This is a genomic window from Dickeya undicola (genome assembly GCF_000784735.1).
Lineage (GTDB): Bacteria > Pseudomonadota > Gammaproteobacteria > Enterobacterales > Enterobacteriaceae > Dickeya > Dickeya undicola.
Genome location: NZ_JSYG01000024.1, coordinates 18,338 through 32,934, shown reverse-complemented (window position 1 = coordinate 32,934; position 14,597 = coordinate 18,338). Strand labels below are relative to the sequence as shown.

Sequence of the window (14,597 nt, the reverse complement as noted above, 5' to 3'; positions counted from 1 at the left end):
ATGTAAAAAGGGATAGGTCTATGTCTACACCATTCTTTCGCCATACGGCGCTGTGCGCCGCGTTGCTGGCTTTACCGGCATTCAGTGCTCTGGCCGCTGACATTCCGCAGGTAAAGATCACGGTTAACGACAAACAGTGCGAACCGATGCAGGTCACGGTAGCAGCAGGTAAAACGCAGTTTGTGGTCACCAACGCCAGCCAGAAGAACCTGGAGTGGGAAATCCTCAAAGGGGTGATGGTGGTGGAAGAGCGTGAAAACATCGCGCCGGGCTTCACCCAGAAAATGACCGCCAATCTGGAGCCGGGTGAATACGACATGACCTGTGGCCTGCTCAGTAATCCCAAAGGTAAGCTGGTGGTGACCGCCAGCGGCGAGGCCGTGGCGAAAACCAACGTACTGGACCTGGTGGGGCCGATCGCCGAATACAAGGTTTACGTGACCAAAGAGGTGGAAGGTCTGGTCCAGCAGACCAAACTGTTCACCGCTGCCATCAAGGCGGGCAAGCTGGACGACGCCCGCAAATTGTATGCGCCGACCCGCCAGCATTACGAGCGTATCGAGCCGATCGCTGAGCTGTTCTCCGATTTGGACGGCAGCATCGACGCCCGTGAAGACGACTACGAGAAGAAAGCGGACGACCCGAAATTCACCGGCTTCCACCGGCTGGAGAAAGCCTTGTTTGCTGATCACAGCACCAAAGGCATGGAGCACTACGCGGATCAGCTGTACGCCGATACGCAGGAACTGCAAAAACGCATCGCCAGCCTGACCTTCCCGCCGAATAAAGTGGTGGGCGGCGCGGCTGGGCTGATTGAAGAAGTGGCGGCGACCAAGATCAGCGGCGAGGAAGATCGCTACAGCCGTACCGATTTGTGGGACTTCCAGGCCAACGTTGACGGTGCACAGAAGATTGTTAACCTGCTGCGTCCACTGCTGGAGAAAGCCAATAAACCGTTGCTGACCAAGGTAGACGCCAACTTCAAAACGGTCGACGGCGTGCTGGCGAAGTATAAAACCAAAGACGGGTTTGAATCCTACGAGAAGCTGAGCGATGCCGACCGCACCGCGCTGAAAGGGCCGATCACCACGCTGGCGGAAGACCTGGCGCAATTGCGCGGCGTGCTCGGTCTGGATTGAGGCGAGCTATCATGAGCCATACCACGGGCCCGCAGGACGGGCCGCATTCTTCCCAGCCTTCCACATGTCCGGTACAGCCGGACATCGCATCGCCCTCACGCCGCCGACTGTTGCAGGGGTTGGGGATGATGGGCGGCGTACTGGCGCTTGGTGCCGATCGGCTGGCGCAGGCGGAGGACAAACCGCAGGCACCGCAGGATGAACGCTGGGAAAAACAGCCGTTCTACGGTCCGCATCAGGCCGGTATCGTCACGCCGCAACAGGCCGCGATGTTGCTGGTCGCGTTCGATGTGCTGGCAACCAGCAAATCGGATCTGACCCGGCTGTTCCAGTTGCTGACCCAGCGTATCGCGTTTCTGACGCAGGGCGGCAACGTGCCGGATGTCGACCCGCGTCTGCCGCCGTTGGATTCCGGCATCATGGGGCCGGAAATCTATCCGGATAATCTCACCATCACCGTCTCGGTCGGCGCGTCACTGTTTGACGAGCGGTTTGGTTTACAGGCGCTCAAACCACTGAAATTGCAGCGCATGACGCGCTTTCCCAACGACGCGCTGGACGCCAGCCTGTGTCATGGTGACCTGCTGTTGCAGATCTGCGCTAACACCAACGAAACGGTGTTACACGCGCTGCGCGATATCATCAAGCAGACGCCAGACTTGCTCAGCGTGCGCTGGAAGCGGGAAGGGTTTATTTCCGCACACGCGGCGCGCAGCAAAGGTCAGGAAACCCCTGTCAACCTGCTAGGTTTCAAAGACGGCACCGCGAACCCCAATACCGGCGATCATACGCTGATGGACCAAATCCTGTGGGTTGGCGCGCCATCCGGCGAACCGGCATGGACGGTGGGCGGCAGCTATCAGGCGGCGCGTATCATCCGTTTTCATGTCGAATTCTGGGACCGCACGCCGCTCAGGGAGCAGCAGACCATTTTCGGCCGGGAAAAACACAGCGGTGCGCCGCTGGGCATGGCTCATGAACATGATGAGCCGGACTACAGTCAGGACCCGGAAGGTAAAGTGATTCCACTGGATGCGCATATTCGTCTGGCGAACCCGCGCACGCGGGAAACCCAGGCCAATCTGATGTTGCGCCGTGGCTACAGCTACTCGCTGGGGGTGTCCAATTCCGGCCAGTTGGATATGGGGCTGCTGTTCGTTTGCTATCAGGCCGACCTGGAAAAAGGCTTTCTGACGGTGCAAAAACGGCTCAACGGCGAACCGCTGGAGGAGTACATCAAACCGATCGGCGGTGGTTACTTCTTCGTGTTGCCGGGGGTGAAACATGCCGACGATTGGCTGGCGAGCGGGTTGCTGAAGGCATAAGTCAGGCCGCATGATAAGCCGGGTTGAGAGCGTAAAACAGGAGTGTCACCATGCTGGAATTGCGGCCTAATTGTGAATGCTGTGACGTTGATCTGCCGCCGGATTCCTTACTGGCGCGGATTTGTTCGTTTGAATGCACCTTCTGCGCTGATTGCGCCGAGGAAAAACTGCACGGTCATTGCCCTAACTGCGGCGGCGAACTGGTTCGTCGGCCGGTTCGACCGGCAGAAAAGCTCATCAATAACCCGGCGTCGACCCGGCGGGTGTTGGCCCGTTAGCGCGCGATTGTTGGTTGCTGACGGCTTGTTCCTGACGTGAAAATACCCGTCGACCCGAGGGGTGGCGGGTCATCAGGCGCGGTCTGTCGGTAATGGCGTGTCGGCTTTCACACTGTCGATTTCACGCACAAAAATGGTTGCTGTTGACGCAACGCGTCCAGCAATCTGGAGGTGATTTCCAGCATGGTGGAGGTGATCGCCCCGAGATTCAGTACGCCGACTGACCGCAGACATGATTCACACCGGCTGGCGCAGGTGTGCCAGCAAATTGGCGGCTTCAGGCTGTAATATCGCCCCGGATTTAATGCCCAGCCACAGCTTACGGGTGGACCAGCCATCGGTCAGGCGGATGGCACGCAGCCCCGCCCCGAGAATTTCCGGACGAATTGCGCCCTCGGGCAGGATGCTGATGCCCAGCCCGGCTTCGATCATACGGCATACACCGTCAAAACTGCTGACCTGAATGCGTAGACGCAGCATTTTCCCGTGTTCTTCGGCGGTGTCCTGCAACAGTTTCAGCAGCGAACTGCTGTTGTTAAGGCCGACGAAATCGAACGGCAAGGTGTCGGCAAAGGTGACGTCCTGGTATTCAGCCAGCGGATGGTGGGGCGACACCAGCACCACTAACTGGTCTTCCCGGTACGTGATCTTTTCCACGCCGGGAGAGGGCACATTGTCGGCGACCCTTTCCTGTCAGGAAAGGGTGATTGACGATTGAGGAATTATCAAAAGGGCCGTCTGCGCCTAGGATGTCATCCTATTCGAACGGTTTATCTACGCGACCCTGACCTGAATCTGATCGAAATTGCGGAATATCTCCGTCATGACGTGGTTTGATCATAGAAGACGCGTTTTATTCAATTCATGATTTCTAAAAACGATGTAACAGGATGTAGTGGTTATTTATGACCAGTTTGCTGATGACTCATGTGGTGTTGTGTTTGATTCTGGGGATGGGGCTTGGGGTGTGCGGCGGGATGCTGGGAATTGGCGGCGGGCTGATCGCCATTCCGGTGCTGGGGATGCTGTTTGGCATGAACCAGCACCTGGCGCAGGGAACAGCGCTGATCATGATTACCCCGAACGTGCTGATCGGTTTTCTGCGCTATCGGCAGCGCAATAAGATCGACACCCGTATGACGCTGATGTTGTGCGCTTTCGCTACGGTGTCGGCTTATCTCGCCGCGCATATCGCCTCGGCCATTCAGGTTGATAATTTGCAAAAGGCGTTCGCCATTTTCCTGCTGGTGTTGGCGACGTATTACATCTGGCAGTGGATCAACAGCCAGCGCAGCCGCACGCCGACCTCGGTACTGTCTCACCGCTATCTGCCGGTGCTCGGTGTGGCGAGCGGTTTTATGTCCGGCATTTTTACCGTTGGCGGTGGGCTGGTGGTGGTGCCCGCGTTAGTGACACTGTTCGGATTCACCCAAACCCAGGCGCAAGGCATCGCGCTGGCGCTGGTAGTGCCCGGCGCGCTGGCGGCTCTGGTGTCTTACACCCAGGCTGGTAATGTCGATTGGGCGACCGGCATCCCGCTGGCGGTAGGCGGCATTCTGAGCGTGTCGTGGGGGGTGGCGCTGGCGCATAAATTGCCGGTGGCAGTGTTACGGCTGGCGTTCTGTCTGGTGCTGGTGGGCGTGGCGTTGGTGATGCTGGTAACGAAATAACGCGCCGGAAACGGCGTCTGACGGGTGGCGAAGCCCGCCCGTTGCCGCTACAATCCGGTCATCGACTCACCTACGGATAACAATAAGGAGGACCCTCATGCTGCGCTGTGAAATGTTTAACACTTCACATCCTTTTGGCGATCGCCGCTGCTCAAGCGTTATCGATATCGTGCTGCGATAACGGTGGCTTGAGCGAAGCAAACCGCATTTCTCCTTCCCTCGGGCTTACCGGGTTATCGTCAGCGATGTGTTGACGAGGCATTTTTATGCCTATAACTCTTGAGTAAGCAATGAGCACTTTACTGACAGTACACGCCCTGAGCGTGGATACACCCTTCGGCCTTCTGCTGGACAACGTTTCTTTTACCCTGAACCAAGGTGACCGTCTCGGTCTTATTGGCCATAACGGCTGCGGCAAAAGCACGCTGCTAAAACTGCTGGACGGCACGTTGACGCCAACTCGCGGTAGCGTGACGCAAGCCCATCACTGCCTGCTGGCGCGTGTTGAGCAACATCTGCCACCGGCGCTGCATTCGTTGACGATGCTGGAAGCGGTGCTGGCTCGCTTACCTGAGCCTGAACGTGCCAGCGAGCGCTGGCGGGCGGAGGCGTTGCTGGCGGAGATGGGATTCAGCGAACGGGACTGGCTGCTTTCTTCCGGCACGTTGAGTGGTGGGCAGCATACCCGACTGCTGCTGGCGCGGGCATTGATCACCTCGCCGGACCTGCTATTGCTGGACGAGCCGAGCAACCATCTGGACTTACCGACGCTATTGTGGCTGGAGCAGTTCCTGCAACATTGGAGCGGCAGCTTTGTGCTGGTTTCCCACGACAGCCAACTGCTGGATAACGTCACCAACGGCAGTTATATCCTGCGCGACCGGCAGCTGCATTACTTTGCACTGCCCTGTAGCGCTGCCCGTGCTGCGCTGGTGGCGCGTGACCACAGTGATGCGTTGCGCCACAAAGCGGAACAAAAGGAAATCGACCGCGTTACCGCCAGCGCCAAACGGTTGGCTATTTGGGGCAAGGTCTACGATAACGAAGATCTGGCGCGTAAAGCCAAGCAGATGGAAAAGCACATTGAACGGCTGAAGGACGAGCAAACCGAGCTGACCGCAGGCAGTCAGTGGCGGCTGGCGCTGCACGGTGAAGCGCTGGCGGCTGATCGATTGCTGGAGATGTCGGCGCTGTCGGTATGTCCGGCACCGACCTGCCCGCCGTTATTCACCCTGCCGTTGCAGCGGGTGAAAAGCGGCGACCGGGTGGCGATTATCGGCCGCAACGGCTGTGGCAAGTCATCGTTGCTGCGTCTGCTGTGGCAGCAGTACCAGCAGCCGACGACGGACGAGGCAATTCGCCTGCACCCGCGCGTTCGGCTGGGGTATTACGACCAGACGCTGCATCAACTGCGTGACGACGATACGTTGTTTGATGCACTGACGCCGTTCGCTCCGCTGGCGCAGGACCGCAAGATGGCGCTGATTAGCGCCGGTTTCCCGTGGTCGCGCCATCAGCAGACGGTCGCCACCCTGAGTGGCGGCGAGCGTGCCAGGCTGTTGTTTGTCGGGCTGTCGCTGGCGCGCTACGGATTGCTGATGCTGGACGAACCGACCAACCATCTGGACATGGAAGGCAAAGAAGCGTTGGCCGACACGTTGCAAACCTTTGGCGGCGGCGTGTTGCTGGTGACGCACGACCGGGCGCTGATTAGCCAGAGTTGCAACCGCTTCTGGCTGGTTGAGCAGGGTGAGTTGAGCGAGTGGCACGACCTGGATCAGGTCTATCAGCGTCTGGGGGCGCAACCCGATGGCGACGCGGCGGTACATCCGGTGCAGCCGTTGGTGGCAGAACCGGATCAGGTCGATGAAGCAGACGTGCTGCTGGCACAACTGGTTGAGCTGGAAAACCGGCTGGCCGAGGATCTGGCGCGTAAGGCAAAACACCAGAAACCGGCGTTGCAGGCGCAGTGGCGTGAGCGGATCGACCGTCTTAACGCGCTGTTGGGACTGGAGTAAGTCAACCCTAGCCCCCTCGTCAGAGGGGGCATCAACTTGCGGCTCATTCCGCCAACCTGGTATGCCTTCACGATCAGGCAGGCGGTACGGCTATCAGCAATCCTCAATAATCAGGTACGCGGCATTCAGCGGCCCGTGTACCCCCACCACTTTAATCAGCTCGATATCGGCAGTAGAGCTAGGCCCGGCGATCAGGTTGATGCACGACGGCAGCGGTTCGCCCTGTTGAACCCGCTGGCGCAGGTGCTGCGCCAGTTGCGCCACGCGTGGCAGCAGGCAGCTTTTGCGTACAATAAACAGCGTGGACTCCGGCAGCAGGCTGATGGCGCGCCCTTGTTGCGGTGTGGAGAATAACACTACGCCGCCGGATTCGGTCAGCCCGTACTCGGCGTACACCACCCCGATGCGGGCCTGAGTCGCCAGTCGTACATTTTCCTCGCCGCCGGTTGGGTCCCAACAAGGGGCCTGGTACAACTGCCGCAGGTGGTCGGTGACACCCAGCTCCACCAGTCGCGCATCGCCGCTGACCAGCACCGGCGCACCGCCATAACGCTGGCACAGCCGGATGGCGGCCTGCGCCACTTCGGCTGGTGAGGTGACTTCACAGTGCACCTGCATCACGTTGCTGGCGTAGTCGATAAAGGCATCACAGCGTTGCTGTGGTGTCAGCTCGGTCAGGCGGGTGCGGGCCGGGTCGTTGTCCAGCGGGGGCAGGGGCGGTGGCGTGTGGCGTGGCTCGCGGCCGAGCCGACGGGCCAGGGTAGATAGAAAGGCGTCGCGGTTTTCCATTAACGTTTCTCCTTGGTCTGGCGCTGATGCTGTTTGAACCAACTGCGGAAGCTTTGGCCGTCGGCGTTCGGCAGGTCGCGGGCGGCGGTCCACTCGCTGATGGCACCAATGTTAAACGGCATCTTGCCGTTGCGAATAAGCCAGCGCGCGGCGTGTGCGCCCGCGATCATGCCGACTTTCCACATCCCCGGATGGCGGTTGGCGTAGTTGAACAACTGCACGGTGTGACGTTCGGCGGCGGGTGTCATGCCCTGTTCCGCCAGTACGCGCCGGTGTTGCAGAATCAGCGAGGACAGAGGAATACGTACCGGGCACACGTCGTCGCAGGCGGTGCACAGCGAGCAGGCGTAAGGCAGGTGTTTGAAATCCTCATAGCCGCCCAGCAAGGGCGACAGCACCGCGCCGACCGGACCGGGGTAGATAGAGCCGTAGCCGTGGCCACCGATATGGCGGTAGGCGGGACAGGTATTGATGCAGGCACCGCAACGGATGCAACGCAGAATGTCGTGGAACGGTGAGCCCAGTACCTGTGAGCGGCCGTTGTCGACGATCACCAGATGGAATTCATCCGGGCCGTCAACGTCGCCGCGGCCTTTGGGGCCGGTCAGCCAGGTATTGTAGCCGGTGAGCCGGGCACCGACCGCGCTACGTGCCAGCATGGTGAGGATCACGTCCAGCTCGTCAAAGGTGGGCACAATGCGTTCCATCCCCATGACGGCGATATGAGTGCGGGGAAGGGTGGTGCATAGCCGGGCGTTGCCTTCGTTGCTCACCAGACTGACGGTGCCAGTTTCTGCAACTGCAAAGTTGCAGCCGGTAACCCCGACCTCGGCGCTGAGGAAGTCTTCGCGGATTTTCTGGCGAATAAAGCGTGTCATCGCTTCCGGCGTTTCCGGGCCGTCGTAACCCAGCCGCTGTTGCAGCACACGTTGGATTTGATGGCGATCCTTGTGGATGGCGGGCACCACCACGTGGGAGGGCGCGTCTTCGTCCAGTTGCAGGATGTACTCGCCCAAATCGGTTTCCACCACGTCTATGCCAGCACCTTGTAGCACGGCATTCATGCCGATCTCTTCGGTCACCATGGACTTGGATTTCACCACTTTGCGAGCCTGTCTGGCTTGTGCCACCTGTAGGATATAGCGGGTGGCGTCTTCACGCGTGGCGGCGAAAAACACCTTGCCGCCGTTGGCGGTCACCTGTTCCGACAACTGATACAGGTAGGCATCGAGATTATCGAGCACGTGGGCGCGAATCTGTGCTGCCCGCGTGCGCCAGACATCCCACTGGCCCAATTCATCGACCATTTTCTGGCGGTTGGCACCGATGCGTTCCTGCGCATTGACGACCGCCTGGCGCATGATCGGGTCGTCGATCTGTTGACGGATACGCTCACGAAAAGGCAGGTTGCTGGTTTTGAGGTACATGGCGTCTCCTTAACGGCTCATCAGCACTTCGGCGATATGCAATACCTGAACGGCGTGCCCTTCACGCTGTAGCCGTCCACCGATGTTGATAAGGCAACTGACATCGGCACCGATCAGGTAATCCGGTTTGGCTTCCATGATGTGCGCCACCTTTTCTTTCACCATTTCACCGGAGATCTCCGCCATTTTGACGGAAAAGGTGCCACCAAAGCCGCAGCAGGTTTCCTGACCATGAAGCGGCAGCAGTTCCAGGTCGCGTACCTGACGTAGCAAGGTGAGCGGTTCTTCGCGCACACCCAGTTTGCGAAATAGGCTACAGGAGGGGTGATAGACCGCCTTGCCCGGCAGACGGGCACCGACATCGGTCACCCCGAGTTGGTTGACGATAAATGAGGTGAGGTCAACCATCCGGCTGGCGACCCGTTCGGCGCGGCGGGCCCACTCCGGCTCTTCAGCCAGCCAGTCGGCATAATGGCGGATGGCGTTGGTGCAGGACCCGGCGGGCGAAATAATCGGGTCATCGTTCGCTTCCAGTGTGGCGATCAGCGTTTTCATGCCCGGCAGCGCGTCGCGGATATACCCGCTGTTGATGGCAGGCTGCCCGCAGCAGCCTTGCCGCTCGGGAAAGTGAACGCGACAGCCGAGCTGTTCCAGCAGTAGCACGCTGTCACGGGCCATACGCGATTTGAGCGCATCGCCTATGCAGGTGACAAAGAAATTCACATTCATGTTGTTTTAGCTTCCAGTCTTATGGGTTAACTACGCATCGGTTAAAGTAAAACGATCACAGGCTTCGGCTGTAAAACGCCGGTCGCAGCAGAATCAGACGCCGCCAGCAGTGGTAAAAGTGAGTACAGGTATGGCATCCAAATTATCGGGTAAGCCAGGCTGACCTGCGCTACCCTATCGAGACAAACTGCATCGAATAGAGGCCAGCCTGTCATGTCGCGTTCGTTTGTTTCTTCCCCTCGTCTGCCAGTGGCTGGGCAACCTGCGCCGGTGTTGCTGACGCTGCCGCGCCCGGTCTACTTTCGCACCTACCCGCTGGCGAAGGAGACGGAAGTGGCGCAGCATCAACACCCGTTTGTCGAATTTCTCTATGCACGGGAAGGCGGAATGCGGGTGGAGATTGAAGGCAAAACACTGATTGTGCCGGTGTTGTACGGCGTGTGGATCCCGGCGCATGTACCGCATCGCATTCTGGCGACCAGCGATGTCCTGCTGGAAAGCCTGTATATCGAGCCGGATTACGTGGCTATCGACCACAGCGGCAGTAAGGTGGTGCTGGTGAGCGATTTCATCCGTGAGTTTATCCACTACGCCACCGGGCATGTGCCGGAGCAGTACGATTACGATGGCGATGACGCCCAACTGGTCCGGGTGCTGACCACGCTGTTGCGACAGTTGCCGGATGCTGGCTTTTCGCTGTCGTGGCCCGCTTCCACCACCTTGATGCGGGTATGCCGTGCTATTCAGCAGACACCGGATGCGCTGCATGGTATTGAGGAATGGGCCGCGCGTACCGGCATGTCGGTACGCACCTTTTCACGTCGCTTTAAAAAGGAAACCGGGGTGGCGTTCAGCGAGTGGAAAAAACGGATGCGGCTGCTGGAGTCGGTGGTGATGCTAAAGAACAACCGTAGCGTGACGCAGGTGGCGCTGGATCTGGGGTATGCCAGCACCGCCTCGTTTACCTTCGCCTTCCGTCAAATGTTCGGCGTACCACCGACGCGTTATTAATACCATTTTTTGCCTGCGGTCAGACTGCTGGCGACCCCGATAAGTACAAGACAAAGGGGGTTCCGGCGTTAAAACTGTGCTGAGGTGGACGACTTCGCCGGGTGAGCGGCATGGATGCCGCGAAAGCTCGTGTCGCGTCGGGAGCGCGTCACGGGCGGCCCGAACAGCGAAGGCGAACGCCGAAGGGACCGCGAAGCGGCACAGTTTAGCCCTCAAGCCAGTGGTCAAGGAGAGGTGGCGTTTTGAACCTCTCCTTGTCGTGCGTGCGGTAGAATGGCAGAGATACACCATCATTTATCACGCACGAAACCATTCACTTATCGTACAAAATTCATCGTTCGTAAGACAATTGGCTGTTTGTCTACAGCCGAATCTAGTGTGCCAACGCCATCATCATCGGGAACAACAACGGTGCCATGAGCGAGGTGATAATGCCGCAGATCACCAGCGCCAGCGAACTGAACGCGCCTTCTTCATAATCCAGCTCTGCGCAGCGGGCGGTGCCGAGCGCGTGCGAGGCGGTGCCCATCGCCAGCCCGCGTGATGCTTTGGTGTGAATCCGCATGACGTTTAGCAGCGTATGCCCGAACACCGCGCCGAGGATACCGACAAAGATCACACACACCGCACTGACAGCCGGAATGCCGCCAATGCTGCCGCCCACCGCCATGGCGATCGGCGTGGTGACTGATTTTGGCAGGATCGACGCGGCAATCGCGGGCGTTGCCCCTAACCGCAGCGCAATCCAGGTGCCGGTGACCATCGCCACGACACTGCCGAGAAAGCAAACGGTAATGATCGACTTCCAGCGCATCCGGATCTGATGCAGTTGCTCGTACAGCGGGAACGCCAGTGCTACCACCGCCGGTTGCAGAAGACTGTTGAGCGCCGAGCTGCCCTGAAAATAACGCACATAGGGGATGTGACTGAGCAGCAGAAACGCAATCAGTACCACCATAGAAACCAGCAACGGGTTTAACAGCGGCGTATTCAGGCGTATAGCCAGGCGGCGTGCCAGAAAAAACACCAGCAACGTCAGTGGCAACGACCACAGGATATCAGGCCACATGGTCGGCTCCTTTCTTCTCGTCGGTTGGATGGTGGGCCGATTTACGCCCGTGAATAAGATGCGAGCAACTGCTCACGGTGATCAGCACCACCAGCGTACTGACCGCACAGGAAATGATGACCGGCGCAAACTGGGCGCGCAGCAAGTCGAAATACTGCATCACGCCGACGCCAATCGGCACGAACAGCAGCGCCATGTAGCGGATCAACACATGGCACCCCGGTTTGACCCACTGCGCCGGAATAATCTGCAATGACAACAACAGAAACAGGATCAGCATACCGATGATGCTGCCCGGCAAAGTGATAGGCAGCAGGGCAGACAGGCCGATACCGAGGTATAAACAGGCATAAATCAGTAAAAATGCCCTGGCCTGATGCCAGAAGCGGGTCATAAAGGTATTCATGAACGCATTTGCCACGGATAAGGGTTGCCACAAATAAAAGTGGAGGGATAACGAGGGGAATTATCGCGCGCCTGGCCGTGGCGCTTATTATCAAATCAGGACGATATTTATCGACTGACGGACATTCTATGCCCGCGCCAGACCTATGCCGGGCAACCCGGGCTCTACCCGCAGGTCAAAATGGTCTGTCAGATGGAGCTGACCAGCCATCTGTTAACCGCGGCGGCTTTCGGCACGATGAAAGAGAGTGAATACACGCTGGCAGAACACCTGATAGCACAGACCGGCGACAACACGCTGACGCTGTTCGATAAAGGCTATTACTCGCTGGGTCTGCTGAACGCCTGGCATCAGGCGGGAGAGCATCGGCACTGGATGATCCCCCTGAAAAAGGGCGCGCAGTACGACGTGGTCAGAAAGCTGGGCAAGGGCGACCATCTGGTCACGTTGAAAACCAGCCTGCAGGCACGGAAAAAATGGCCGGAGCTGGGCGATAGCATGACGGCGCGGTTGCTGACGGTCACGCGAAAAGGAAAAGTGTTTTATCTGCTGACGTCGATGACGGATGCGATGCGTTATCCCGGCGGGGAGATGGCCGACCTGTACAGCCATCGCTGGGAAATCGAGCTGGGTTACCGGGAGATAAAACAGACGATGCAGTTGAGCAGACTGACGCTGAGAAGCAAAAAGCCGGAGCTGGTGGAGCAGGTGATCCTCCCCACCATTAGTGGACACGCGACTAAGTGAGTAAACTCTCAACCAGAGGTGATTACTCATGACAAAACCAGCATCAACCAGCAAAACGGCCCGTAAACAGTACACACCCGAATTCCGCGATGAAGCTCTGAAACTCGCTGAACACATCGGTGTCGCTGCCGCTGCCCGCGAGCTCAGCCTTTATGAATCCCAGCTCTACAACTGGCGCAGTAAACAACAGCAACAGATGACCTCCTCAGAGCGCGAGAATGAACTGGCGGCCGAAAATGCCCGCCTCAAACGCCAGCTGGCTGAACAGGCCGAGGAGCTGGCCATTCTCCAAAAGGCCGCGACATACTTTGCGAAGCGCCTGAAATGAAGGTTGTCTTTATCGAAAAACATCAGGCAGAGTTCAGCATCAAAGCCATGTGCCGGGTGCTTCGGGTCGCCCGCAGCGGTTGGTATGCCTGGCGTTGTCGCCGCCATCAGGTCAGCTCGCGTCACCGGTTCCGACGTGTCTGTGATGATGCCGTCAGTAAGGCATTCAATAACGCCAAACAGCGGTACGGTGCCCCGCGACTGGCTGATGAGCTACCGGAATATAATGTGAAAACCATTGCTGCCAGCCTGCGCCGTCAGGGGCTGCGGGCAAAAGCGGCCCGGAAGTTCAGTCCTGTCAGCTACCGGGAGCACGGGTTGCCTGTGTCTGAAAATCTGCTGAAGCAAGATTTCATCGCCAGCGGTCCAAATCAAAAATGGGTGGGAGATATCACGTATTTACGTACAGATGAAGGCTGGCTGTATCTGGCCATCGTCATTGACCTATGGTCGCGTGCTGTTATTGGCTGGTCGATGTCATCGAGGATGACGGCACAGCTGGCCTGTGATGCGCTACAGATGGTACTGTGGCGGCGTAAACGACCGAAAAACGTTATCGTTCACACTGACCGTGGCGGGCAGTCCTGCTCCGCGGACTACCAGAGCCTGCTGAAACGGCATCATCTGCATGGGAGCATGAGTGCAAAAGGTTGCTGCTATGATAATGCCTGTGCGGAAAGCTTCTTCCACTCACTGAAAGTCTAATGCATCCATGGTGAACGCTTTATCAGTCGGGAAATAATGCGGACGACGGTATTTAATTATATCGAGTGTGATTACAATTGGTGGCGCCGTCACAGTGGCTGTGGCGGTATCAGTCCGGAACAATTTGAAAACCAGAACCTCGCTTAGGGCTGTGTCCACATTACGTGGGTAGGATCACAGGAGTTATGGGGCGTTCTGCTGGCGTATAACCTGGTACGTTATCAGATGATAAAGATGGCAGGACAGTTGAAGGGCTACTGGCCGAATCAGCTGAGCTTCAGCGAGTCGAGCGGTCTGGTGATGAGAATGCTGATGACGTTGCAGGGAGCGTCACCGGGCCGTATCCCGGAGCTGATGCGAGATCTGGAGAGTCTGGCGCAGTTGGTGAAACTCGCGGGAAGGAGAGAAAGGGCCTTCCCGCGAGTGGTGAAGGAAAGACCGCGTAAATACGGAAAAGCGTATAAAAAATGCCAGTCAGTGGCTTAACTGACTGGCATTACCTATCCCATTAGGGCTATTTCACTTGCCATTTTGGCCCTGGGCAGTGCTCGAACTCCTCACGTACTCCGTGTACGCTGCGGGTTCTCCGCGCTGTCCGAGTCCAAACTGGCTATGCCAATAACGCCTACTGGGATAGGCTCGGATACCGGCATTGTCAGTGTGCTCTGAGCAATACGACGATGGTGCGGCGTTATTCTTTAATGCATGGCAGGAAAATAAAACAATCGAGACAGAGCGTCCACGATTAAAAAGTATAGGTCATGTATACCAAAGTATACTCGTGAAAAAGAGATGCGTTTTCTGTGCGGGGATTTAATTTTTTATATTAAAAATAAATTGATTAAAATTTTTTATTTTGTGTTCTATATTTGTATTTAATAATCGCTGCGGATATTTTTTATCACTCGATGGATAAACAGATTCGGCGGTATATTTATTTTTTACTTACTGTGAATA

The 14,597-nt window shown here is 57.6% G+C and carries 12 protein-coding genes and 3 pseudogenes; 9 read left to right on the top strand and 6 right to left on the bottom strand.

The window, feature by feature from the left end; genetic code table 11:
• The first annotated feature begins 20 nt into the window (after positions 1–20).
• The 3 genes from efeO to OB87_RS12270 are packed head-to-tail and all read left to right on the top strand — an operon-like array spanning position 21 to position 2,742.
• Positions 21–1,139: an iron uptake system protein EfeO gene (efeO, locus tag OB87_RS12280; protein ID WP_033569716.1), complete on the top strand. Its 1,119-nt coding sequence runs from the start codon at positions 21–23 to the stop codon at positions 1,137–1,139.
• Positions 1,140–1,150: 11 nt separating this feature from the next.
• Positions 1,151–2,464 (top strand): iron uptake transporter deferrochelatase/peroxidase subunit, encoded by a 1,314-nt coding sequence (gene efeB / locus OB87_RS12275; protein WP_033569715.1) that lies wholly within the window; start codon positions 1,151–1,153, stop codon positions 2,462–2,464.
• A 50-nt stretch (positions 2,465–2,514) separates the two neighbouring features.
• Positions 2,515–2,742: a DUF1272 domain-containing protein gene (locus tag OB87_RS12270; RefSeq protein WP_033569714.1), complete on the top strand. Its 228-nt coding sequence runs from the start codon at positions 2,515–2,517 to the stop codon at positions 2,740–2,742.
• A 237-nt stretch (positions 2,743–2,979) separates the two neighbouring features.
• Here the strand turns inward: OB87_RS12270 and OB87_RS12265 are convergent, their stop codons facing one another.
• The gene (locus OB87_RS12265; RefSeq protein WP_268745837.1) at positions 2,980–3,414 is read right to left on the bottom strand and encodes a LysR substrate-binding domain-containing protein; all 435 of its coding nucleotides are present in this window, start codon (positions 3,412–3,414) and stop codon (positions 2,980–2,982) included.
• Between the two features lie 233 nt (positions 3,415–3,647).
• Between OB87_RS12265 and OB87_RS12260 the strand changes: the two genes are divergently transcribed.
• Positions 3,648–4,412 (top strand): sulfite exporter TauE/SafE family protein, encoded by a 765-nt coding sequence (locus OB87_RS12260; protein ID WP_033569713.1) that lies wholly within the window; start codon positions 3,648–3,650, stop codon positions 4,410–4,412.
• A 290-nt stretch (positions 4,413–4,702) separates the two neighbouring features.
• Positions 4,703–6,430, top strand: a complete 1,728-nt coding sequence (locus OB87_RS12255; RefSeq protein ID WP_033569712.1) for an ABC-F family ATP-binding cassette domain-containing protein — start codon at positions 4,703–4,705, stop codon at positions 6,428–6,430.
• Between the two features lie 93 nt (positions 6,431–6,523).
• Here the strand turns inward: OB87_RS12255 and OB87_RS12250 are convergent, their stop codons facing one another.
• Genes OB87_RS12250 through OB87_RS12240 form a run of 3 tightly spaced genes read right to left on the bottom strand, consistent with a single transcriptional unit; the run spans position 6,524 to position 9,375 of the window.
• Positions 6,524–7,219 (bottom strand): LutC/YkgG family protein, encoded by a 696-nt coding sequence (locus OB87_RS12250; RefSeq protein ID WP_033569711.1) that lies wholly within the window; start codon positions 7,217–7,219, stop codon positions 6,524–6,526.
• Positions 7,219–8,646: a LutB/LldF family L-lactate oxidation iron-sulfur protein gene (locus tag OB87_RS12245; RefSeq protein WP_033569710.1), complete on the bottom strand. Its 1,428-nt coding sequence runs from the start codon at positions 8,644–8,646 to the stop codon at positions 7,219–7,221. The genes OB87_RS12250 and OB87_RS12245 overlap by 1 nt, the downstream gene beginning before the upstream one ends.
• 9 nt (positions 8,647–8,655) lie before the next feature.
• Positions 8,656–9,375, bottom strand: a complete 720-nt coding sequence (locus tag OB87_RS12240) for a (Fe-S)-binding protein (protein WP_033569709.1) — start codon at positions 9,373–9,375, stop codon at positions 8,656–8,658.
• A 213-nt stretch (positions 9,376–9,588) separates the two neighbouring features.
• Between OB87_RS12240 and OB87_RS12235 the strand changes: the two genes are divergently transcribed.
• Positions 9,589–10,386, top strand: a complete 798-nt coding sequence (locus OB87_RS12235) for a helix-turn-helix domain-containing protein (protein ID WP_033569708.1) — start codon at positions 9,589–9,591, stop codon at positions 10,384–10,386.
• Between the two features lie 373 nt (positions 10,387–10,759).
• Here OB87_RS12235 and OB87_RS12230 read toward each other — a convergent pair whose 3' ends face one another.
• Together OB87_RS12230 and OB87_RS12225 are read right to left on the bottom strand one after the other, a co-directional pair.
• Complete coding sequence (locus OB87_RS12230) at positions 10,760–11,455, bottom strand: CidB/LrgB family autolysis modulator (RefSeq protein ID WP_033569707.1); 696 nt, start codon at positions 11,453–11,455, stop codon at positions 10,760–10,762.
• Positions 11,445–11,861: a CidA/LrgA family protein gene (locus OB87_RS12225; RefSeq protein ID WP_033569706.1), complete on the bottom strand. Its 417-nt coding sequence runs from the start codon at positions 11,859–11,861 to the stop codon at positions 11,445–11,447. The genes OB87_RS12230 and OB87_RS12225 overlap by 11 nt, the downstream gene beginning before the upstream one ends.
• 120 nt (positions 11,862–11,981) lie before the next feature.
• Here OB87_RS12225 and OB87_RS12220 point away from each other — a divergent pair.
• The 3 pseudogenes from OB87_RS12220 to OB87_RS12205 form a co-directional block, all read left to right on the top strand.
• Positions 11,982–12,569, top strand: a pseudogene (locus OB87_RS12220) (IS4 family transposase); the annotation flags it as partial.
• A gap of 67 nt (positions 12,570–12,636) precedes the next feature.
• A pseudogene (locus tag OB87_RS12210) lies at positions 12,637–13,787 on the top strand (IS3 family transposase).
• Positions 13,788–13,817: 30 nt separating this feature from the next.
• Positions 13,818–14,126, top strand: a pseudogene (locus OB87_RS12205) (IS4 family transposase); the annotation flags it as partial.
• Between the last annotated feature and the right edge of the window lie 471 nt (positions 14,127–14,597).